General features: G+C 66.8%; 23 protein-coding genes. 1 reads left to right on the plus strand and 22 read right to left on the minus strand.

Annotated features, from left to right (window positions below; all coding sequences use genetic code 11):
* The 17 genes from nuoN to ACZY0X_RS16765 form a co-directional block, all read right to left on the minus strand.
* Positions 1-1,578, minus strand: a complete 1,578-nt coding sequence (gene nuoN / locus ACZY0X_RS16685) for an NADH-quinone oxidoreductase subunit NuoN (protein ID WP_463771960.1) — start codon at positions 1,576-1,578, stop codon at positions 1-3.
* Positions 1,575-3,128, minus strand: coding sequence for an NADH-quinone oxidoreductase subunit M (locus ACZY0X_RS16690; protein WP_463772468.1), 1,554 nt, complete (start codon positions 3,126-3,128; stop codon positions 1,575-1,577). The genes nuoN and ACZY0X_RS16690 overlap by 4 nt, the downstream gene beginning before the upstream one ends.
* 5 nt (positions 3,129-3,133) lie before the next feature.
* Positions 3,134-5,020 carry an NADH-quinone oxidoreductase subunit L gene (gene nuoL / locus ACZY0X_RS16695; protein WP_463771961.1) on the minus strand — a complete coding sequence of 629 codons (1,887 nt, stop codon included), beginning with the start codon at positions 5,018-5,020 and terminating at the stop codon, positions 3,134-3,136.
* A 4-nt stretch (positions 5,021-5,024) separates the two neighbouring features.
* Complete coding sequence (gene nuoK / locus ACZY0X_RS16700; protein ID WP_241400276.1) at positions 5,025-5,324, minus strand: NADH-quinone oxidoreductase subunit NuoK; 300 nt, start codon at positions 5,322-5,324, stop codon at positions 5,025-5,027.
* A gap of 22 nt (positions 5,325-5,346) precedes the next feature.
* Positions 5,347-6,090 carry an NADH-quinone oxidoreductase subunit J gene (locus ACZY0X_RS16705; protein WP_463771963.1) on the minus strand — a complete coding sequence of 248 codons (744 nt, stop codon included), beginning with the start codon at positions 6,088-6,090 and terminating at the stop codon, positions 5,347-5,349.
* The gene (nuoI, locus tag ACZY0X_RS16710) at positions 6,087-6,641 is read right to left on the minus strand and encodes an NADH-quinone oxidoreductase subunit NuoI (protein WP_463771964.1); all 555 of its coding nucleotides are present in this window, start codon (positions 6,639-6,641) and stop codon (positions 6,087-6,089) included. The genes ACZY0X_RS16705 and nuoI overlap by 4 nt, the downstream gene beginning before the upstream one ends.
* A complete protein-coding gene (gene nuoH / locus ACZY0X_RS16715; protein WP_463771966.1) occupies positions 6,631-7,857 on the minus strand; it encodes an NADH-quinone oxidoreductase subunit NuoH in 1,227 nt (408 codons plus the stop codon). Before nuoH ends, nuoI begins: the two co-directional genes overlap by 11 nt.
* Entirely contained in the window at positions 7,854-10,250 is a 2,397-nt protein-coding gene (locus tag ACZY0X_RS16720) for an NADH-quinone oxidoreductase subunit G (protein ID WP_463771968.1), read from the minus strand. The genes nuoH and ACZY0X_RS16720 overlap by 4 nt, the downstream gene beginning before the upstream one ends.
* The gene (gene nuoF, locus ACZY0X_RS16725; protein WP_463771969.1) at positions 10,247-11,560 is read right to left on the minus strand and encodes an NADH-quinone oxidoreductase subunit NuoF; all 1,314 of its coding nucleotides are present in this window, start codon (positions 11,558-11,560) and stop codon (positions 10,247-10,249) included. The genes ACZY0X_RS16720 and nuoF overlap by 4 nt, the downstream gene beginning before the upstream one ends.
* On the minus strand, positions 11,560-12,402 hold the full coding sequence (gene nuoE, locus ACZY0X_RS16730; protein WP_463771971.1) for an NADH-quinone oxidoreductase subunit NuoE: 843 nt from the start codon (positions 12,400-12,402) through the stop codon (positions 11,560-11,562). Before nuoE ends, nuoF begins: the two co-directional genes overlap by 1 nt.
* Positions 12,399-13,715, minus strand: coding sequence for an NADH dehydrogenase (quinone) subunit D (gene nuoD / locus ACZY0X_RS16735; protein ID WP_463771973.1), 1,317 nt, complete (start codon positions 13,713-13,715; stop codon positions 12,399-12,401). Before nuoD ends, nuoE begins: the two co-directional genes overlap by 4 nt.
* Entirely contained in the window at positions 13,715-14,416 is a 702-nt protein-coding gene (locus ACZY0X_RS16740; protein ID WP_463771975.1) for an NADH-quinone oxidoreductase subunit C, read from the minus strand. Before ACZY0X_RS16740 ends, nuoD begins: the two co-directional genes overlap by 1 nt.
* Entirely contained in the window at positions 14,413-14,970 is a 558-nt protein-coding gene (locus tag ACZY0X_RS16745) for a NuoB/complex I 20 kDa subunit family protein (RefSeq protein ID WP_241400268.1), read from the minus strand. The genes ACZY0X_RS16740 and ACZY0X_RS16745 overlap by 4 nt, the downstream gene beginning before the upstream one ends.
* A 4-nt stretch (positions 14,971-14,974) precedes the next feature.
* Positions 14,975-15,349 (minus strand): NADH-quinone oxidoreductase subunit A, encoded by a 375-nt coding sequence (locus tag ACZY0X_RS16750; RefSeq protein ID WP_241400267.1) that lies wholly within the window; start codon positions 15,347-15,349, stop codon positions 14,975-14,977.
* A gap of 170 nt (positions 15,350-15,519) precedes the next feature.
* Complete coding sequence (locus tag ACZY0X_RS16755) at positions 15,520-15,942, minus strand: Rv3143 family two-component system response regulator (protein ID WP_463771977.1); 423 nt, start codon at positions 15,940-15,942, stop codon at positions 15,520-15,522.
* A gap of 10 nt (positions 15,943-15,952) precedes the next feature.
* A complete protein-coding gene (locus ACZY0X_RS16760; protein ID WP_463771978.1) occupies positions 15,953-16,465 on the minus strand; it encodes a YceI family protein in 513 nt (170 codons plus the stop codon).
* Between the two features lie 10 nt (positions 16,466-16,475).
* On the minus strand, positions 16,476-16,847 hold the full coding sequence (locus tag ACZY0X_RS16765; RefSeq protein WP_463771979.1) for a nuclear transport factor 2 family protein: 372 nt from the start codon (positions 16,845-16,847) through the stop codon (positions 16,476-16,478).
* A 53-nt stretch (positions 16,848-16,900) separates the two neighbouring features.
* On the opposite strand from ACZY0X_RS16765, the gene ACZY0X_RS16770 reads away from it, so the two are divergent.
* Entirely contained in the window at positions 16,901-17,527 is a 627-nt protein-coding gene (locus ACZY0X_RS16770) for a class I SAM-dependent methyltransferase (RefSeq protein ID WP_463771981.1), read from the plus strand.
* A 4-nt stretch (positions 17,528-17,531) separates the two neighbouring features.
* Here the strand turns inward: ACZY0X_RS16770 and ACZY0X_RS16775 are convergent, their stop codons facing one another.
* Genes ACZY0X_RS16775 through ACZY0X_RS16795 form a run of 5 tightly spaced genes read right to left on the minus strand, consistent with a single transcriptional unit; the run spans position 17,532 to position 21,695 of the window.
* Positions 17,532-17,927 carry a DUF6285 domain-containing protein gene (locus ACZY0X_RS16775; RefSeq protein WP_463771982.1) on the minus strand — a complete coding sequence of 132 codons (396 nt, stop codon included), beginning with the start codon at positions 17,925-17,927 and terminating at the stop codon, positions 17,532-17,534.
* A complete protein-coding gene (locus tag ACZY0X_RS16780) occupies positions 17,924-18,901 on the minus strand; it encodes a phosphotransferase family protein (protein ID WP_463771984.1) in 978 nt (325 codons plus the stop codon). The genes ACZY0X_RS16775 and ACZY0X_RS16780 overlap by 4 nt, the downstream gene beginning before the upstream one ends.
* Positions 18,898-20,139: an acyl-CoA dehydrogenase family protein gene (locus tag ACZY0X_RS16785; protein ID WP_463771985.1), complete on the minus strand. Its 1,242-nt coding sequence runs from the start codon at positions 20,137-20,139 to the stop codon at positions 18,898-18,900. The genes ACZY0X_RS16780 and ACZY0X_RS16785 overlap by 4 nt, the downstream gene beginning before the upstream one ends.
* A gap of 11 nt (positions 20,140-20,150) precedes the next feature.
* Positions 20,151-20,768 (minus strand): TetR/AcrR family transcriptional regulator, encoded by a 618-nt coding sequence (locus ACZY0X_RS16790; RefSeq protein ID WP_463771986.1) that lies wholly within the window; start codon positions 20,766-20,768, stop codon positions 20,151-20,153.
* Between the two features lie 6 nt (positions 20,769-20,774).
* On the minus strand, positions 20,775-21,695 hold the full coding sequence (locus tag ACZY0X_RS16795; RefSeq protein WP_463771988.1) for a hydroxymethylglutaryl-CoA lyase: 921 nt from the start codon (positions 21,693-21,695) through the stop codon (positions 20,775-20,777).
* Positions 21,696-21,699 lie beyond the last annotated feature (4 nt).

Below are 21,699 nucleotides of genomic sequence, written 5' to 3' on the forward strand. Positions count from 1 at the left end.
CTAGCGCACGAATTCGGCGGCGCTGTTGGCCAGGTCCAGCAGAGGCTGGGGCAGTGCGCCGAGTGCCAGCGTGATGGCCGCGGACAATGTCACCGTCGCCATACTCAACGAACTCGGCACCACCACGGTGGGCGGATCCTCGGGCGGCTCGGTGAAGAACATCAGCACGATGACGCGTACGTAGAAGTAGGCGGCCACCGCGCTGGCACAGACACCGACGATCACCAGCGGCACCGCACCACCCTCGGCGGCGGCCTTGAACACCGCGAACTTGCTGACGAAACCACTTGTCAGCGGAATGCCGGCGAAGGCCAGCAGGAACAGCGAGAACACCACGCCCACCAGCGGATGACGCCGCCCGAGACCGGCCCAGCGCAACATGTCGGTCTCCTCCTCGTCCTGCGCGTTGCGCACGAGACTGACGACCGCGAACGCGCCGAGCGTGCTGAAGCCGTACGCCGCCAGGTAGAACAGGGTGGCCGACAATCCGCTGTCGTTCAAGGCGATGACGCCGGTCAAGACGAATCCGGCATGCGACACCGATGAGTACGCCAGCATCCGCTTGACGTTGTTCTGGGACACGGCGGCCACGGTGCCCACCACCATGGTGAGGATCGCGATGGCCCACATCAGGGGCCGCCAGTCGTCCTCCAACCCGGGCAGCGCGACGTAGAAGATCCGCAGCATCGCACCGAATGCGGCGATCTTCGTGGCTGCGGCCATGAACGCGGTGACCGGTGTGGGCGCACCCTGATAGACATCCGGGATCCACGAATGGAACGGCACGGCACCGACTTTGAACAGCACACCGACGGAGAGCAAGCCCACGCCGACCAGCGCGAGGGTGGTGTTGTCGGGGTTCGTCGCGACCGCGTCGTTGATACCGCGCAGGCTCAACCCGCCGGAATAGCCGTACAGCAGCGCTATGCCGTAGAGGAAGAACGCCGAGGAGAACGCACCAAGCAGGAAGTACTTCAGTGCGGCCTCCTGAGACAGGAGTCGGCGTCGTCGCGCCATCCCGCACAGCAGGTACAGCGGCAATGAGAAGACCTCAAGCGCGATGAACATCGTGAGGAGATCCTCGGACGCGCCGAACAGCATCATGCCGCTCAGCGCGAACATCGTCAGCGGGAAGACCTCAGTCTGTGCCACACCAGCTTTGGTGGCGAGTTTCTCGGCGACGCTGCCCGGCACGGTCGACGCCTGCGGGGTGAACGCGTCCAGACCCGTCGCTCCGTCATCCGCATCGACCTCGGAGGTGATCCTGCGTTCGGCGATCAGCAGCGTGCCGAGGATGCCAACCGCCAGCAGGGTGCCCTGCAGGAACAGTGTCGGCTTGTCGATGGCGACAGCGCCCATGACGGTGGTCTGACCGGCAGAGGCGCCGAGGTCGATACACTCCTTGGCCACGGCTATCAGCGCGGCGACCTGCGCGCCGACGGCGACCACGAGTTGCACCGGGTAGCGCATGCGCCGCGGCAGGAACGCCTCGACCAGCACGCCGACGATGGCCGCGCCGAGCACGATGAGCATCGGCGAGACCAGTCCGTACTCGACGGTCGGTGGGGTCAGGTTCATTTCGAGGCTCCTTCCGCAACGCGTGGAGCGGGGTCCTGCTGGTCGATCGTGATGAGCGTGTGCGTGACCGCCGGATTGATCACGTCCAGCGCGAGCTTCGGATAGATCCCGAGAACCAGCAGAATCGCGATCAACGGGGTGACCACCAGCAGCTCGCGGGGGACCAGGTCGTGCAGCTTCTCGTTACCGTCGGTGACGGGCCCGGTCATCATCCGCTGATACGCCCACAGGATGTAGATGGCCGACAGCACCAGCGCCAGAGCCGCGAACACCGCGAAGGCGGGATACGCGGTGAATGTGCCGATCAGCACCAGGAACTCGCTGATGAACGGTGCCAGGCCCGGTAGTGACAGCGTGGCGAGGCCGGCAACGAGGAACGTGCCAGCCAGCACCGGCGCCACCTTCTGGACACCGCCGTAGGCGGCGATGGCTCGGGTTCCCCCGCGCGACACCAGGAACCCCGCGATCAGGAATAACGCGGCGGTCGATATGCCGTGGTTGACCATATACAACGTCGAGCCGGACTGGCCTTGGCTGTTCATCACGAAGATGCCGAGGATGATGAACCCGAAGTGCGATATCGACGTGTAGGCGATCAGCCGCATCACATCGGTCTGGCCGATCGCGACGACGGCACCGTAGATGATGCCGATCACCGCGAGCGTGATGATCAGGGGCCGGAACGTCATCGATGCGTCGGGGAACAGCTGCAGGCAGTACCGCAGCATGCCGAACGTGCCGACCTTGTCGACCACCGCCATCATCAGCACGGCGGTCGCGGGTGTGGACTCCACCGCCGCGTCGGGCAACCAGCGGTGGAACGGCCACAGCGGTGCCTTGACGGCGAAGGCGAACATGAAGCCGAGAAAGAGCGCGTTGAGCACGGTGGGGCTGATGCCGAGCTCACCACTGGAGACGGCCGCCACGATGGCACGGAAGTCGAATGTGCCCGCATCGAACGCGCCACTGGTCGCGGTCGCGACGTACAACCCGATGACCGCGGCCAGCATGATCAGGCCGCCGAAGAGGTTGTACAGCAGGAACTTCACCGCCGCCCTCGATCGGCCCTGTGCGGTCCCGGCGCCGAATCCGCCGATGAGGAAGTACAGCGGGATGAGCATCGCCTCGAAGAACACGTAGAACAGCAGCACATCCAACGCCGTCAGCGAGATCAGCACCATGCCCTCGACGGCCAGCGTCAACGCCATGTACGTGTGCGCCGAACGGGGCTGATCGCCGCTGTCGTTCCAGCCCGCGATGATGAGCAGCGGCACCAGCACCGCGGTCAACACGACCAGTGCCAGAGCGATCCCGTCCAGGCCCAGGATGTAACCCGTTCCGAACGAGGGGATCCACTCGTGGTCCTCGACGAACTGGTACTGCGCGCCCGCGGGGTCGAACTCGACCGCCAACAGCGCGGCGAGGACGAGGACCACCAGCGAGAAGCCCAGCGCTGCGTACTTCGCGAGATGCCGTGCGGCCGAGGGCAACAACATCACCACGACCGCGCCGATCATCGGCACAGCCCACAACACGGTCAGCCACGGCATGCCGGTCACCAGACCCTCACCGCCAGAATCGCGGCCACCACGACGGCGGCACCGGCGAACATCGACAGTGCGTAGGAGCGGGCGTAACCGGTCTGCAGCAGACCCAACCGGCGCGAGGCGCCACCCACCACCACGCCGAGGCCCCGCGAGACACCGTCGATGGCGTCATCGTCGATCTCGACGAGCCCCGCGGTGACGTGCTGGCCAGGGCGCATCAACACGTCCTCGTTGAACGCGTCACCGTAGAGGTCGCTGCGGGCGGCGACGGTGAGTGCGGAGACATTGTCGGGCGCGGTCTCCGGGATCGGCCGGGTGGCGTACATGCGGTAGGCGATGCCGACGCCGATCGCGACCACCGAGAGCGTGATGATCGTCATCACCCACACCGGGACCGCGTGGTGCACTTCCTGGCTGCCCACGACGGGTTCCAGCCAGTGCTCCAGGGTTCCGCCGATGGCCAGCAGCGCACCCGCCCCGACTGAGCCGATGGCCAACACCACCATGGGGCCCGTCATCACGCCGGGTGACTCGTGCGGATGCACGGTGGGGTCCTTCCAGCGCCTCTCCCCGAAGAACGTCATCAGCATCACCCGCGTCATGTAGAACGCCGTGACGCCCGCGCCCAGCAGCGCCGCGCCGCCGAGCAGTAGGCCCCGGACTCCGCCTGCGGCGAAGGCGGTTTCGATGATGGCGTCCTTGGAGAAGAACCCGGCGAACGGCGGCACACCGATGATGGCGAGGTAGCCGAGTCCGAACGTCACGAACGTGATCGGCATGAAGGTGCGCAGCCCGCCGTACCGGCGCATATCGGTCTCGTCGTTCATACCGTGCATCACCGAGCCCGCACCGAGGAACAACCCGGCCTTGAAGAAGCCGTGGGTCAGCAGGTGCATGATCGCGATCGCGTAGCCCGCGGGACCGAGGCCGGCCGCCATCACCATGTAGCCGATCTGGCTCATGGTCGAGGCGGCAAGCGCCTTCTTGATGTCGTCCTTGGCGCACCCGATGATCGCGCCGAACAGCAGTGTCACCGCACCCACGATCACCACGCCGGTGCGCGCGTCGGGCGCCAGGTCGTAGATTGGTCCCGACCGCACGATCAGGTACACACCGGCGGTGACCATCGTGGCCGCGTGGATCAGCGCCGACACCGGGGTCGGGCCCTCCATGGCGTCGCCGAGCCACGACTGCAGCGGCACCTGTGCGGACTTCCCGCACGCCGCCAACAGCAGTAGCAGGCCGATCGCGGTGAGCGTGCCCTGGCTCATCTCATTCGCGGCGCCGAACACGCCCTCGTACGAGACACTTCCGACCTCGGTGAACATCACCATCAGCGCCAACGCGAGGCCGATGTCTCCCACGCGGTTGACGACGAACGCCTTCTTCGCGGCCGCCGCGGCCGACGGCTTGAATGACCAGAAGCCGATCAGCAGATAGGACGCCAGGCCGACGCCCTCCCAGCCGACGTAGAGGCCCAGGAAGTTGTCGGCGAGCACCAGCAGCAGCATCGCGGCCACGAACAGGTTGAGATAGCCGAAGAACCGCCGGCGTTCGGCATCCTCCTTCATGTAGCCGACTGAGTACACGTGGATCAGCGAGCCGACACCGGTGATCAGCAGGACGAAGCACACCGAGAGTTGATCGAGTTGCAGGCCGAAGTCCACTTGTAGCTGCGCGACCGGAACCCAGGAGAAGAGCGTCTCATGCAGCACCCGGTCGTCTGCGCCGCGGTTGAGCAGATCGACGAACAGCACGACACCCACGGCGAACGACGCGATCACGGTGAGGCAGCCGAGCACGTGTCCCCACGCATTGGTGGCCCGCCCACCGAGCAACAGGACCGCCGCACCGGCCAGCGGGAGCGCGATCAGAAGCCACACGGGAAGTGTCATCCGCTCAGTTCCTCAGGAGGTTCGCCGCGTCGACCGAGGCCGACCGCCTGGCCCGGAAGATGGACATGATGATCGCCAGGCCCACCACCACCTCGCACGCGGCCACCACCATCGTGAAGAACGCCACCACCTGCCCGTCGAGGTGACCGTGCATGCGGGAGAACGTGACGAACGCCAGGTTGCACGCATTCAGCATCAGCTCGACGCACATGAACATGACGATCGCATTGCGCCGCAACAGGACTCCCGCGCCGCCGATGGTGAACAACAGCGCCGACAGATACAGGTAGTTCGCTGGGTTCATATTGCTCCTCGCGTCCGCGGATTCACCGCGTCCCGCTCCTCGGCTCCAGGATCGCGCTCACCGACAGCTCAGAGTCCGACCCGTCGGGCAGTCGGGCGGCGACGTCGACGGCGTTGTGCCGGGCGTAGACGCCGGGATTGGGCATGGGTGTGGGATGGCCGCCCTCGGCGAAGCGCTCGATGGACATCTCGCGTTGCGTCTTGCGGCGCTCGATCCGCTCGCGGTGCGCCAGCACCATCGCGCCGAGTGCAGCGGTGATCAGCAGTGCGCTCGTCAACTCGAACGCCCACACATACCGCACGAAGATCAGCGCGGCCAGGCCCTCCACGTTACCGCCCGCATTCGCCTGGGCCAGACCCGTGAATCCGGCGGTGCTGACGTTGCCGATGCCGGCGATCAGCAGCAGGCCGAACGCGATCCCGACGACGATGCCGGCAAGGCGTTGGCCGCGAATGGTTTCCACCAGCGAGTCCGACGAGTCGACACCGATCAGCATGAGCACGAAGAGGAACAGCATCATCACCGCGCCGGTGTAGACGACGATCTGGACGACGCCGAGGAACACCGCGTCCTGCGCGATGTAGAGCACGGCCAGGATGATCATCGTCGACGCCAGGAAGATCGCCGAGTACACGGCCTTCGGCGCGGCCACCATGGCGATCGCACCGATCACCGCGAGAGTGCCCAGCGTCCAGAACAGCACGGCCTCTCCGGTGGAGGTGCGATAGGCCGCATCGGCGGCCAGCGCGACGAGTTCCGTTGTCACCGAATCGGTTCCTTCGGTGCGATCTTCAGACCGTCCGATGTGACGTTTCCGCGGTAGTAGTCCTCATCGGTGCTGCCCTCGGCCATCGCGTGGGGCGGTGGCGTCATCTCGGGTTGCATCGGGGCGAGCAGTTTGTCCTTGCCGTAGATCAGGTCGGCCCGGTTATCGTCGGCCATTTCGTAGTCGTTGGTCATGGTGAGCGCCCGTGTCGGACACGCCTCGATGCACAACCCGCAGCCGATGCAGCGCAGGTAGTTGATCTGGTACACCCGGCCGTAGCGCTCACCCGGCGAGAACCGTTGCTCATCGGTGTTATCGGCGCCCTCGACGAATATCGCGTCGGCGGGACACGCCCACGCGCACAGTTCACAGCCGATGCACTTCTCCAGGCCGTCCTCATACCGGTTCAACTGGTGGCGGCCGTGATAGTTCGCCGCGGTCGCGCCCGGTTTCTCCGGATACTGCTCGGTGATCGGTTTGTGGAACATCGTCTTGAAGGTCACGCCGAAACCGGCGAGCGCGTCGACGAAGTTGGGCTTGTCAACCGGCATGGGTGACCTCCTTGGTGGGGAGCGGGGGTGTCGGGAACGCACCGGAGTCCGGCGCCGGTCCCGTGTCAAGGCGGGTCTGTCTGCGGCGCAGGATCTTCGACAGGTAGGCGAGCAGACCGATGCCGGCCACCGCGCTGGCGATGACGAGGGCGACCGCCCATCCGTCGTAGCCCTCGATGCGCAGCGTCCGGACGATCGCCACCGTCATGATCCACGCCAGCGAGATGGGAATGAGGACCTTCCAGCCCATGTTCATGAACTGGTCGTAGCGCATGCGCGGCAGCGTCGCGCGCAGCCACATGAACATGAACATGAACACCCATACCTTGCCGACGAACCACAGCAGTGGCCACCAGCCACTGTTGGCGCCGTCGATCATGCTCAGCGGCCACGGTGCCTGCCAGCCGCCGAGGAACAGCGTGGCGGCCAGCGCCGAGACGGTGGTCATGTTGACGTACTCGGCGAGCATGAACATCGCGAACTTCAGTGACGAGTACTCGGTGTGGAAGCCGCCGACGAGTTCGCCCTCGGCCTCGGGAAGGTCGAAAGGCGCCCTGTTCGTCTCGCCGACCATCGACGTGACGTAGATGAGGAACGACGGCAGCAGCAGGAACACGTACCAGACGCCCTGCTGGCTGGCGACGATCTCCGAGGTGGACATGGTGCCGGAGTAGAGGAACACCGCGGCGAAGGACAGCGCCATCGCGATCTCATATGAGATCACCTGCGCCGTCGAGCGCAGGCCGCCCAACAGCGGATAGGTCGACCCTGATGCCCATCCCGCCAGAATGATTCCGTAGACGCCGATCGAGGTCACCGCCAACACGTAGAGGACGGCGACCGGAAGGTCGGTCAACTGCAGCGGTGTCTGGTGGCCGAAAACGCTGACCATGCCGCCCATCGGGATGACCGCGAAGGCCATGATCGCGGGGATCACCGCGATCACCGGTGCCATCAGATAGATCGGCTTGTCGACACCCGCTGGGATCAGACCCTCCTTGAGGGCCAGCTTGACGCCGTCGGCCAGGCTCTGCAGCAGCCCGAAGGGGCCGACGCGGTTGGGGCCGTACCGCATCTGCATGCGGCCCAGCACCTTCCGTTCGACGAGGATCGCCACCAGGACTGTCAGCAGGCAGAACACGAAGATGCCAAGAGCCTTCGCCAGCACCAACCACCAGGGGTCGTGGCCGAACGAACTCAGGTCGGGATACGTCACGCCGATCCACCTCCGAGTTCGATTCCCACGACGGAACCGACGGGGGAGTCCACTGCGCCCAGCGGAAGCCAGACGACCCGGTTGGGCATATCGGGGGTGATGGCCAACGGCAGTGTGGCCACCCCGCCGACGGTCACCAGATCACCGTCGGCCGCGCCGATCTCGGCGGCGGTGGCCGCGGACAGGTGCACCAGCGCCGGCCGCGCGGTTCCGGCGAGATGGGGTTCGCCGTCCTGCAGCCTGCCCCGACGGGGACCCGGGTCCAACAACATCCGCCAGCCGGCCAGTACCGCGGTGCCCGCAGCGGGATGCGCAAGCTCGGGTGCGGGCACCTCCGGTGCCGTGGCGGGTGCGCCCTGCCACGGTCCGAGGCGTCCGAGCTCGTCGCGCACCGCGGCGGCGTCGCGCAGGCCGAGGTCGACACCCACCTCGTCGGCGAGTGCGGCCAGCACCCGCATGTCCGCGGTGGCGTTCGGGGACAGCGCGGGCTCGAACGTGCGGGGCCGGCCCTCCCAGTTGACGAACGCGCCCGCCTTCTCCGTCACGGGGGCGACGGGGAACACGACGTCGGCACGATCGGTGACCGCACTGTGGCGCAGTTCGAGACTGACCACGAACGGCGCGGCGTCGACTGCCGCGACGGCGGCGTCCCGATCGGGGAGGTCGTCGAGGTCGACACCCCCAACCAGCAGTGCCTGCAGTGTCCCGTCGGAGGCGGCCGCGAGGATGCCCGCGGTGTCGCGTCCGTCCGCGTCGGGCAGGCTTGCCACGTTCCAGCCAGTGGCCGTCTCGGCGCGTGCGAGGGGGTCGGCCAGAGGCCTGCCGCCCGGTAGAAGGTTGGGCGCGGCACCGGCTTCCAGCGCACCGCGGTCACCGGCGCGACGCGGCACCCAGCCCAGCCGGGCACCCGTCGCGTCGGCCAGGCGAAGGGCCGCCGAGTATGCGCCGGGCGCGGACGCCAGTCGCTCGCCGACCAGGATTATCGTGCCCGGTGCGAGTTCCTCGGTGAGTGCGTCCAGGGCGTCCGCCTCACCACCGGGTGGCGTCGCGATCAGACGACCGCCCATCTTCTCCAGGCCGCGCGTGCGGAACGGCGCGATCGCCGACACCGACAGTCCGCGCTTGCGGTGCGCCTTGCGCAACCGCAGGAAGACGATCGGCGACTCCTCCTCCGGCTCGAGGCCAGCCAGCAGCACGGCGGGCGCGGACTCGAGGTCGGCGTAGGTGACCGCCATCGGCCGGCCCGCGACCGCGACGGCCAGGAACTGCGCCTCCTCCTCGGAGTGCGCGCGGATGCGGAAGTCGATGTCGTTGGTGCCGAGCACGATACGGGCGAACTTGGCGTAGGCGTAGGCGTCCTCGACGGTGCTGCGCCCACCGACCAGCACACCGGTCCTCGCGCCGGCCGCCATCAGACCGCGGACCGCGACCGCGACGGCCTCCGACCATGAGGCAGGACGCTGGCTGCCGTCGGCGTCGCGAATCAGGGGCGTGGTGATCCGGTCACCCTGCGTGGCATAGGTGAACGCCCAGCGGCCCTTGTCGCAGTTCCACTCCTCGTTCACCTCGGGGTCGTCACCGGCGAGCCGGCGCAACACCTTTCCGCGGCGATGGTCGGTGCGCTGTGCACAGCCGGACGCGCAGTGCTCGCACACACTCGGCGAGGACACCAGGTCGAACGGCCGGGCGCGGAATCGGTAGGCGGTGCCGGTCAGCGCGCCGACCGGGCAGATCTGCACCGTGTTGCCGGAGAAGTACGAGTCGAACGGGGTGTCTGACGCGATGCCGACCTGTTGTAGCGCACCACGTTCCAGCAGCTCGATGAACGGGTCGCCGGCGATCTGGTTGGAGAATCGGGTACACCGCGCGCAGAGCACGCAACGCTCCCGGTCGAGCAGCACCTGCGCCGATAGGTTAATGGGTTTGGGGAACGTGCGTTTGACGTCGGTGAACCTCGAGTCGGCCTGCCCGTTGGACATGGCCTGGTTCTGCAGCGGGCACTCGCCGCCCTTGTCGCACACCGGGCAGTCCAGCGGATGATTGATGAGCAGCAGTTCCATCACACCGTGTTGAGCCTTGTCCGCCGCTTCCGACGTCAGCTGCGTGCGCACCACCATGTCGGGGGTGACGGTGATGGTGCACGACGCCATCGGCTTGCGCTGACCCTCCACCTCCACCAGACACTGGCGGCAGGCTCCGACGGGGTCGAGCAGGGGGTGGTCACAGAAGCGCGGAATCTGAATGCCCATCAACTCGGCGGCCCGAATCACCAACGTGCCCTTGGGCACGCTGATCGGATGGTCATCGATGGTGAGCGACACCATCTCCTCGTTGACCTGCTGGCCGGTGAGGGCCGCCGCCTTCTTGTCGGCCTTGTCCTCCGCGGTCGTCACACCCCAACTCCTTCCGGCACTTCGAGCATCGACGCGTGTGGGTCGAACGGGCACCCACCGTCGAGATGGGCGAGGTACTCGTCGCGGAAGTGCTTGACCGACGACAGGATCGGGCTGGCCGCACCGTCCCCGAGCGCGCAGAACGACTTACCGTTGATCGCGTCGGAGATGTCGAGGAGCTTGTCGATATCGGCCTGCCCGCCGGACCCCTCCTCAAGTCGCGCGTAGATCTGAGCCAGCCAGTAGGTGCCCTCGCGGCACGGCGTGCACTTACCGCACGACTCGTGGGCGTAGAACTGGGTCCAGCGCCGGACGGCGCGCACCACGCAGGTGGTCTCGTCGAAGATCTGCAGCGCCTTGGTGCCCAGCATCGACCCGGCCTTGGCCACGTTCTCGTAATCGAGTGGCACGTCGAGATGTTCGGCGGTCAGCAGCGGTGTGGACGATCCGCCGGGGGTCCAGAACTTCAGTTCGTGTCCGGCCCGGACACCACCGGCGTAGTCCAGCAGCTCGCGCAGCGTGATGCCCAGCGGCGCCTCGTACTGGCCGGGACGGGTGACGTGGCCCGACAGCGAGTACAGCGTGAACCCCGGTGACTTCTCCGACCCCATCGACTTGAACCAGTCGACGCCGCCGCGCACGACGGCGGGCACGCTGGCGATGGACTCGACGTTGTTGACCACCGTCGGACAGGCGTACAGGCCCGCGACAGCGGGAAATGGTGGCCGCAGCCGTGGTTGGCCCCGCCTGCCCTCCAGTGAGTCGAGCAGTGCGGTCTCCTCACCGCAGATGTAGGCGCCCGCACCGGCGTGCACGATGAGGTCGACGTCGAAGCCCGACCCGCCGACGTTATTACCGAGGTACCCGGCGTCGTACGCCTCGGCGACGGCGACCTGCAACCGTCGCAGCACCGGAACCACCTCGCCGCGGACGTAGATGAACGCGTGCCGTGCCCGGATCGCGTAGGCGGCGATGATCGCGCCCTCGATCAGCACGTGCGGTGTCGCCATCATCAATGGCATGTCCTTGCACGTCCCGGGTTCGGACTCATCGGCATTGATCACCAGGTAGTGCGGTTTGGCCCCGGCACCCTCATCACCCTGCGGGATGAAGGACCACTTCTGCCCGGTCGGAAAGCCTGCGCCGCCGCGGCCGCGCAGACCGGAGTCCTTCACCAGGGCGATGACGTCATCGGGTGCCATCGACAGTGCCTTGTCGAGTGCCCGGTAACCATCGTGGCGCCGATAGGTGTCCAGCGTCCATGACGACGGCTGATCCCAGTAACTGCTGAGGACGGGGGTCAGGGTCACTACGACTGTCCGTTCGTCGGGGGCACGTCGGCCGACGGCGCGGGTGCCGGCTCGTTGCGAAGCGTCTCCCGTGTGATCCGCTCGTCATCGGGACCGGCTGCGACGGCGCCGGACTCGCCGACGGCTGGGGCCGACATGTCGCGCTGCCGTGCCACCTCAAGGCCGGCCAACGTGGCTGCACCCGGCGCACCGTCATTGGCGCCCGGCCGCTCGTCGGGAAACCCCGCCAGGATGCGGGCGGTCTGACGGAACGTGCACAGTGGCGCACCCCGGGTCGGCCGCACCGGGGTGTCCGAGCGCAGATCGTCGACGAGATCCCGTGCCGACGAGGGTGTCTGGTTGTCGAAGAACTCCCAGTTGACCATCAGCACCGGGGCGTAATCGCATGCGGCGTTGCACTCGATGTGCTCCAGGGTGACCTTGCCGTCCGCGGTGGTCTGGCCGGCGTGCACGCCCAGGTGATACTCGAGTACCTCCAGTATCGCGTCACCGCCCATCACGGCGCACAGCGTGTTGGTGCACACTCCGACCAGATACTCGCCGGTGGGGGTACGCCGATACATCGAGTAGAACGTCGCGACGGCGGTGACCTCCGCGGCGCTGAGGTCCAATTGTGCAGCACAGAAGGTAATTCCGGCGGGGGTGAGATAGCCGTCCTCGGACTGCACCAGGTGCAGCAGCGGCAGCAGGGCTGATCGAGCCTCGGGGTAGCGGGCGATGATCTGCGCGGCGTCCGCGGACAGCCGCGCCGCGACGTGGGGCGGATATGCCTGCGTGCCACCACCGATCGGCGGTCCGGCCTCGTCGGGTCGCTGCCCAAGCCGAAGTTCCACTGCCGTCATCTATCCACACCGCCCATCACCGGGTCTATCGACGCCACGGCCGCGATGGCGTCGGCGACCATGCCGCCCTCGCACATCGCCGCCACCGCCTGCAGATTCGTGAACGAGGGATCGCGGTAGTGCACCCGGTAGGGACGAGTGCCGCCATCGCTGACCATGTGCACTCCGAGCTCGCCGCGGGGGGACTCGACGGCGACGTACACCTGGCCGGCCGGTACGCGAATACCCTCGGTGACCAGTTTGAAGTGGTGGATCAGTGCCTCCATCGAGGAGCCCATGATCTTGGCGATGTGATCGGGGGAGTTTCCCAATCCGTCGGGGCCCAGTTTCAGATCGGCGGGCCAGGCCAGCTTCTTGTCGGTGATCATCACCGGTCCCGGCGTGAGCCGGTCCATGCACTGCTCGACAATCTTGATCGACTCGCGCATCTCGCGGACCCGGATCATGTACCGGCCGTAGGAGTCGCACTCGTCGGTGGTGATGACGTCGAACTCGTAGTTCTCGTAGCCGCAGTAGGGCTGGGCGCGGCGCAGATCGTGTGGCAACCCCGTGGAGCGCAGCACGGGTCCGGTGATGCCCAGCGCCATGCACCCCGTCAGGTCGAGGTAGCCGATGCCGACGGTGCGGGCCTTCCAGATGTAGTTCTCGTTGAGCAGGTTCTCCATGTCCCGCAGACGTTTCGGCAACAGCACCATCAGCTCCTTGAGCTGCGGGATCGCCTCGTCGGGCAGGTCCGAGGCCAGGCCGCCGGGCCTGATGTAGGCGTGGTTCATCCGCAGTCCGGTGATGGTCTCGAAGACCGACAGCACTAACTCGCGTTCACGGAACCCGAAGAACATCGCCGACATCGAGCCGAGTTCCATACCACCGGTGGCCAGTGCCACCAGGTGACTGGATATCCGATTGAGTTCCATCAGCAGGACGCGGATGACGTTGGCGCGCTCCGGGATGTCGTCGGTCACGCCAAGCAGTTTCTCGACGCCGAGGCAGTAGGCCGTCTCGTTGAAGAACGGCGACAGATAGTCCATCCGCGTCACGAACGTCACGCCCTGGGTCCAGTTCCGGTACTCGAGGTTCTTCTCGATCCCGGTGTGGAGGTAGCCGATTCCGCACCGTGCCTCGGTGATGGTCTCGCCCTCGATCTCCAGGATCAGTCGCAGCACGCCATGTGTGGACGGGTGCTGCGGACCCATGTTGACGACGATCCGCTCACCGGCCACCGACGCTTCCCGTGCTGCGGCGACAACGTCCTGCCAGTCCTCTCCGCCGACCGTGACGACGGTCTCGCCGCGGTCTGTGTCGTGTGTGGTCATCAGTTGTAGGCCCTCCGCTCGTCGGGCGGGGGTATCTCGGCACCGTGGTACTCCACCGGGATTCCGCCCAACGGATAGTCCTTGCGTTGCGGGTGTCCGACCCAGTCGTCGGGCATCTCGATTCGGGTCAGCGCTGGGTGGCCGTCGAAGATGATGCCGAAGAAGTCGTAGGTCTCGCGTTCGTGCCAATCGGTGGTGGGGTACACCGAGTACAGCGACGGCATGTGCGGGTCCGCGTCGGGTGCGGCCACTTCGATGCGGATCCTGCGGTTGTGCGTGATGGACATCAACGGGTACACCGCGTGCAGTTCACGATCGGTGTCACTCGGGTAGTGCACACCCGAAACGCCGAGGCACAGTTCGAATCTCAGTGCGGGATCGTTGCGCAGTGTGCGCGCGACGGCGACCAGGTGCTCGCGCCGCACCTCGAGGGTGAGTTCGTCGCGGAACACGACAACGCGCTCGACGGCAGCCTCGAAGGTGTCGTCACCGAGCGCCGCGGCGAGTCCGTCGACGACCTCGTCGAAGTAGCCGCCGTAGGGCCGGGGGGAACTGCCGGGTAGCGAGATCTCCCTGACGAGCCTGCCGTAGCCAGATGTGTCACCGCTGCCGCTCACGCCGAACATGCCTCGGCGCGTGTCGATCACCTCGCGCTCCGTGGCGTCGCGGCTGCCGTTGGTAGTGCCGTTCGACTCGGTCATGGCCGCAGCAGTCCCGTGAACTCGATGGTCGGTCGGGAGGCGAGCGCGGCCTGCTCGGCGGCCGCGATGGCCTCGGCTCGGTTGACGCCCAGCGGCATCTCGGCGATCTTGGCGTGCAGCATGAGGATGGCGTTCATCAGCATCTCCGGGCGTGGTGGGCAACCCGGCAGGTAGATGTCCACCGGCACCACATGGTCGACGCCCTGCACCACGGCGTAGTTGTTGAACATGCCGCCCGATGATGCGCAGACACCCATCGCGAGAACCCATTTGGGCTCGGCCATCTGGTCGTACACCTGCCGCAGCACCGGCGCCATCTTCTGGCTGACACGACCCGCGACGATCATGAGGTCGGCTTGGCGGGGGGTGGCAGAGAAGCGCTCCATACCGAACCGGGCGATGTCGAATCTGGGCCCCGCGGTGGCCATCATCTCGATGGCGCAGCACGCCAGGCCGAAGGTGGCGGGCCACAGTGACCCCTTGCGCACGTAGCCGGCGACCTTCTCTACGGTCGACAGCAGGATCCCGCCCGGCAGGCGTTCTTCGAGTCCCATCAGATCAATCCCAGCTCAGTCCGCCGCGCCGCCAGACATAGGCGTACGCGACGAAGACGGTCAGCATGAACAGCAGCATCTCGATGACGGCGAACAGTCCGAGGGAGTCGAAGGACACCGCCCACGGGTAGAGGAACACGATCTCGATATCGAAGACGATGAACAACATCGCAGTCAGGTAGTACTTCACCGGGAATCGTTGACCGGTGGCCTCGCTGTTGGGCGAACCCGGCTCGATGGGCTCGATACCGCACTCGTAGGCCTCGAGCTTGGCGCGGTTGTAGCGCCTCGGGCCGATGAGAACCGCGATGCCGACCGAGCCGACCGCGAATGCGGCCGCGATGGCACCGAGTACCAGGATGGGTATGTATGAGTTCATACCGCCGTGTCGCTCCCTCGTTGGGCTGTCGATGTGAGCTGCGACACAGCTTAGTCTCGTTAACGGATGGCCCGACGCATTTTGGATAGGATCGGAAGTGTCACTGCGGGGCCGGATTCCTCAACGCGACGAACGCGAAGAGTGAACGGCCGCAGAGTGTTTCGTGCTGGTTAATTGACCAGTGTGCGGAGCAGCGCGGCGACGGCCTCGCCGAGTCGGATCGGGTCGATCGGATGCGAGACCGCAGCTTCCGCGCGGGACCAGGAAGCCAGCCAGGCGTCGTCGGGTCGGCCCGTCAGCACCAGGATCGGCGGGCAGTCCGCCACCTCGTCCTTGAGCTGTTTTGCCAATCCCATACCGCCCGCCGGAGCGGCCTCACCGTCGAGGATCGCCAGGTCGATGCCGCCCTCGCCGATCGTGGACACCACCACGGGCGCGGTGGCCACGTCGAGATACGTCAATTCCGGTAGGTCCGGGTGCACCCGCTTGCCCAGGGCGGAGCGCACCTGGTCACGGGTCCGGGCGTTGTCGCTGTAGACAAGAATCCGGATGCGGCCTGCAGGGTCTGCGGCTGGGTCCAGTCCGGAGGGCACGCCCTCGATGCTACGACTGCTTGACGAACACCGCGGCCGCTTCGACCTTCGTGATGTCGCCCATCATGCCGATCAGATTCCCGTTCACGCCGAACTCGCTGCGGTCGAGCTCCGCCCGCGCCACCACGCGCAACGCACCATCGGCCAGTTCCTCGATGTCGACCTGCAGGTCGACCGGCCGCTCGATACCTCTGATGGTCATCCCGGCGTGCAGTTCGACGGTGTTCGTTCTGGTCGCGCCGTCGGCGTGAACCACCACGTCGATGGTCGGGTGTTCGGCCACATCGAAGAAATCGGCCGACCGCAGATGCTCGTCGCGCTTGCGGATGCCGGTGCGCACAGATGCCGCGCGTATGCGGAGTCGTCCGTCGACCGCACCGGGTGCCGTTACCCTCCCGGTGCCGTCGACCTCGGTGAACGTGCCCTTGACCTTGGACAGGCCCCACATCGTGGGGCTGCGGAAGGTGACCTCCGACCTCTGCGGGTCCAGCTGCCAGCTACCCGCCCAGTCGCTCATCGCCATGATTCGCTCCTCACCGATTCATCAGGGGGGCCATATCGGCCGGATCGAAGTACTCGTCGATACGAGTGATCAGGTCGTCGGCGCCCACCTTGATCACGATGCATACCCGCAAATCGATCGATTCACCGTTGGTCCCATCCGCGTGGAGTAGGTGCTGCTGCACGAATCCGCCGTCGAAGTGATGGCGGTCGAGAATCTCGTAGCGCCGCGCTGTCGTCACGTTGATGAACCAGCGGATCACCTTGAGTGCCTTGACGCGGTCGTTGTCGGCGGTGTCGCCGCTGTGCCAGACCAGGACGTCGTCGGCCCACATGCCGGCGACCGTCTCGTAGTCGCCTGCCTCGATCGCGCTGAAGAGCTTGGCCGCCACGTCAGTGCTCATGTGTTCCTCTCGTTGGTTGACCTCAAGTTTGGTTGAGGAAGCAGACTGGTCTCATGACCACACCAGCAAAGGACAGGTTCAGCGAGGCGTACGAGACACGGACGGCGCCCTGGGTCATCGGCGAGCCCCAACCCGCGATTGTCGCCCTCGAACACAGCGGCCGGATCAGCGGGAGGATTCTCGACGTCGGCTGTGGCCTCGGCGAGCACACGATCCTGCTGACCGGACTGGGCTATGACGTGCTCGGCATCGACTACGTCGCCAGCGCGGTCGAGCAGGCGCGTGCGAACGCCGCGGCCAAGAACGTCGAGGCGCGTTTCGACGTGGGTGACGCGATGAACCTCCCCGCCGACGGCGGTTACGACACGATCCTGGACAGCGCACTGTTTCACATCTTCGGCGACGACGACCGAGCCCGCTACGTCGCGAGCCTGCACGGCGCGCTCAAGCCGGGCGGTCACGCTCACGTGCTCGCACTGTCGGATGCGGGACGCGGCTTTGGACCTCAGGTCAGCGAGGCGCAGATTCGCACCGCGTTCGCACACGGCTGGGACCTGGAGGCGCTCGACACCACTACCTACCGCGGTGTCGTCGGCCAGGCCCACACCGAGGCGATAGAACTTCCCGTCGGCGCACTCGTCGACGAGCCCGCCTGGTTGGCGCGGGCCCGACGTCTGTGAGTCGCTACTCGTTCTCATATCCGGGATGAGACACGGCGAGCCGATACAACACCAGTTCGCGCAATGCGGGTGCGACCTCCGCGCTGCGCTCGTCGAGGTCACCACGTCGGATCGCGGCGGCCAGCGCGGCCTCGTCGGGGAAGCCGAGTAGGTCGGGCGCCGCACTGTCATCGAGCAGTTCGCGCTCGACCGTGCGCAGCACATTGGCGGCGACCCGGGCGTGGAAATGGACGGCTCCGACGTCGGCGAGCCGACCATCTGACCCGTCGGCGAGCCGACGATCTGACCCGTCGGCGAGCCGACCATCTGGCCTAGTGGCATCCCGGACCTCGCCCTCCAGGAACTCGGCGACCGCGGCGACGAGTTCAGCGGCTGTGGGCCGGTTGTGCAGCCCCGTCATGACACCTCCAGCAGGGTCAGCAGATCGAACTCGGTCTCGCACACCCGGCGGCCGATTGCGGCGAGTTCGACCGACGGTGTCTGGCCCGAGAGGTGGCGCTGCGCCTGATATCGGCAGATGACGCCCCATCGCAATGTGGACAGCACCAGCCACCAGTGCATGGCCGCGCGGTCCAGCGTGCTGCCCGACGCCGCCTCGTAGGCGCGTAGCAGGTTCTCGATGCTGCCGAGACCACCCGCGCCGAGGCTGCGCGGGGCACCGAATCGCCAGGCCCTGATACAGAACCACGCGAGATCCTCGTAGACCTCGCCGGAGTGTGTGAGTTCCCAGTCCAGTACCGCCGCGAGCCGGGCGGGTCGGGCATCGGTGTCGATGATGAGGTTGCCCATCCGGAAGTCGCCGTGCACCAGCACCTTCGGGGACGCCGGCGGCCGGTTGGCGGCGAGCCACCGGAAGGCCCATTCGAATGTGGCCGTGGTGTCGGCCATCTCGTCGAGTTGGGCGTGCCACTCCTCCAGCGGGTCGGCGGCCGTCAGCCCGATCCCGTTGGGGTCCGCCCGGTGGATGGCGGCCAGCGCGTCGGCGCACTGGGTGAGCAGGCTGTCGCGGGATGCGTCGTCGATCGCGCGCTGGATCCGTCTGACGATTGTCTCGCCTCCGATGAAGTCGCAGACCAGGAAGGGATTACCCAGCGCGGCATCGGAATTGGATGCGACCAGCACGGTCGGCACCGGCGCGCCTTCGGTGCCTGCCCTGGTCAGCGCCGCGGCTTCGAGTTCCATACCCGCGTGGAGCTCGTCGGGTGGCCCGATGCGCAGGATCAGCGGGCGCGAACCGGAACCCGCCGCTGCGTCGAACGCCCACGTCGCCCGGCTGGCGCCACCGGTGAGCACCCGCAGATTGTCCACCCGGACCTCACCGAGCGAGGGAGCCAGCACCGCGGCCAGCGCGGGCGCGAGTTCCTTGGGGCTCACTTGCGCGAGCCGAACTTGAACATCCGCTGCGCGACACGTCGGATCTGGATCTCCTCGGCTCCCTCGGTGATCCGATAGCGGCGGTGGTGGCGGTAGATGTGCTCGAACGGCTCGTGCCGGCTGTAGCCGAGGCCACCGTGCACCTGCATGGCCCGGTCGGCGGCCTCGCACACCAGTCGGTTGGCGCGGTAGTTGGCCATCGACACCTTGTCCGACACCTCCATGTGGTGGTCGCGGTCCAGGTGCCATGCGGCATAGCGGACCAGAAGGCGCACCATCTGCGCCTCGGTCTGCAGTTCCACCAGCGGCCACTGCACGGCCTGGTTCACCGCGAGGGGTTTGCCGAACACCACGCGTTCGGAGGCGTACTGCGCGGCCCGGTCGATGCAGTACTGGGCGGCACCCAGGCTGCTGGCTGCCTGCCGAATCCTGTTCTCGTGCAGGAAGGTCTGGCCGACCTCGAGACCGTGATCCACCTCGCCCAGCACGGCGTCAGCCGGCACCCGGACGTCGGAGAGCACGACCTCCGCATGGTCGGTGGGCATGTTGAACGTCCACCAGTAGAACGGCACCGTGAAACCCGGTGAGTCGCAGGGCACCAGGAACGCCGTGATGCCGGTGGCCTGCCCCGCCTCACCCGATGTGCGCGCGAACACCAGGTCATGGGTGGCGCGGTGCACGCCGGTGTTCCAGCGCTTGGTCCCGTTGATCACCCAACCGTCGCCATCGGCAACGGCGGTGGTCTCCAGCCATGTCGCATCCGAGCCGTGGGCGGGTTCGGAGAGCCCGAACGCCATCGATCGTTCGCCGGTGAGCAGTGCTTCACCCCACTCCCGCTTCTGCTCGTCGGTGCCGAACCGGTCCATCATGATGACCTGCGGGAAGTTGCCGACGATCGACGACTCGTCCTGCAGGTCGTTGTGCAGGCCGAGCCCCCTGTGCGCCAGGTGCTCCCGGATCACGGCCATGTCGAGGTTGGTGCCATCGCGTCCGCCGAAGCGCGACGGCAGGCCATAGCGCAGCCAGCCCGCCGCGTCGGCGCGGCGGCGCATCTCGTCGAGCAGGTCCTCCCACGCCCGCTGCGGAATGCCGCCGTTCTCCCAGTCGGTTCGCGCGTACTCCCGGCGCTGGTCGAAGTACTGCATGTGCTCGGCCTCGAGAGGTTTGATCTCCGCCTCGATGAAGGCGTCCATCTCGGCGAGCAGAGCGGGGAGATGTTCGGGCAGAGCGAAATCCACAGTGATTCTCCTTAGAAGCCGTAGAGGGTTTTCTTCCAGATGGTGGAGAGCGTCTTGATGGCGTCGGCGTCGGTGGTCTGGACCCCCAACGTCGGCGCGTCTGACCGGAGGTAGACGGTGGTGAACCGCTCGAAGAGCAACGAGATCGCCAGCGCGGTGTGCTCGGGGTCGAGGTCGGTGCCGTAACCCTGCTCCTGTGCCCGCAGGACAGAGGCGCGCACGATGTCGATGCCGAACCTGCGGAACTCGTTCTGCACGGCGGAGAACCGCTCCTGCGCGGAGGCGAGCTGATCGACGGCGACCATGATGCCGATGTTCTGCTTGAACATGTTCCAGTAACCCGTCACCACCGAGACGAAGAAGTCGGTGTCCTCGGGGGAGTCCGGCAGATGCACCTGCGCGCCGAGAGGTGCAACGACATCGCGCAGGAAGGACTCGGCCAGCACCGCGAGCAAGTCCTCCTTGTCGTCGTAGTACCGGTAGAACGCCGCTGGTGACCTGCCCGCCGCCGACGTGATGTCTGCCAGGGTCGTGCCATGGAAACCGCGTTCGGCGAACAGTTTTCGCGCCGCGAGTTCAATGGCATCACGGGTCTGGCGGCCCTTCGCGGTGAGCGTGTCCGGCGCCACGGTCGGTCAGCCCCTGATGCGATCGCCGGCGCGCAGCAGCGCGCTGGGAAGGTCGTGTCCGACGACGCGCTGGGCGACGGCGGCGGCATCGATCGCCGCGTCGAGGTCGACGTCGACACCGATCCCGCTGTCACGCAACATATAGACGAGGTCCTCGGTGGCGATGTTGCCGCTCGCGCCGGGCGCGAACGGGCAGCCGCCCAGGCCGCCGACCGAGGAGTCCAGCCGGGTGATCCCGGCCGAGACGGCGGCGTACGCGCTGGCGAGGCCCGCTCCGCGGGTGTTGTGGAAGTGCGCCCCCAGTGGCAGGTCACCGACGATGGGGCGGATGGTCTCGATCAGGGTGCTCACCCGCCGCGGTGTCGTCGTTCCGATGGTGTCGGCGATGGCGATCCGGTCGGCGCCGATCTCAACGGCGGCGGTGACGATGTCGACCACGCGTTGCGGATCGGTGGGGCCGTCGAACGGGCAGTCCCAGGCCGTCGCGATGATCACCTCGATGGTGGCGTCGTTCTCGTGGGCGATGCGGGTGATGTCGGCGATGAGGTGAGTGGAGTCCGATGTCGAGCGTCCGACATTGGCCTGACTGTGGCCGTCGGCGGCCGACACGACGTATTCGATCGATGCGATGCCCGCCGCCACGGCGCGTCCGGCGCCCCCCGGACCGGCGACCAACGCGGAGAACTCGACGTCGTGGGACTGCCGGAAGCGGTCGAGTTCGGCGGCCAGCGCGGCAGCGTCCGCCAGCGCGGGCACCTTCGACGGCGATACGAACGCCGTCGCCTCGATCTCGCGGACGCCGGTGGCGACCACGGCCTCGAGCAGCTCGAGCTTGGCCGACAATGGGATCGGGTCCTCGATCTGCAGCCCGTCGCGCAGACAGACCTCGCGGATCGTCACGTGATGGGGCAGCGGCAGGCCGCTCATTGAA

This window comes from Mycobacterium sp. IDUB_39 (assembly GCF_055419205.1).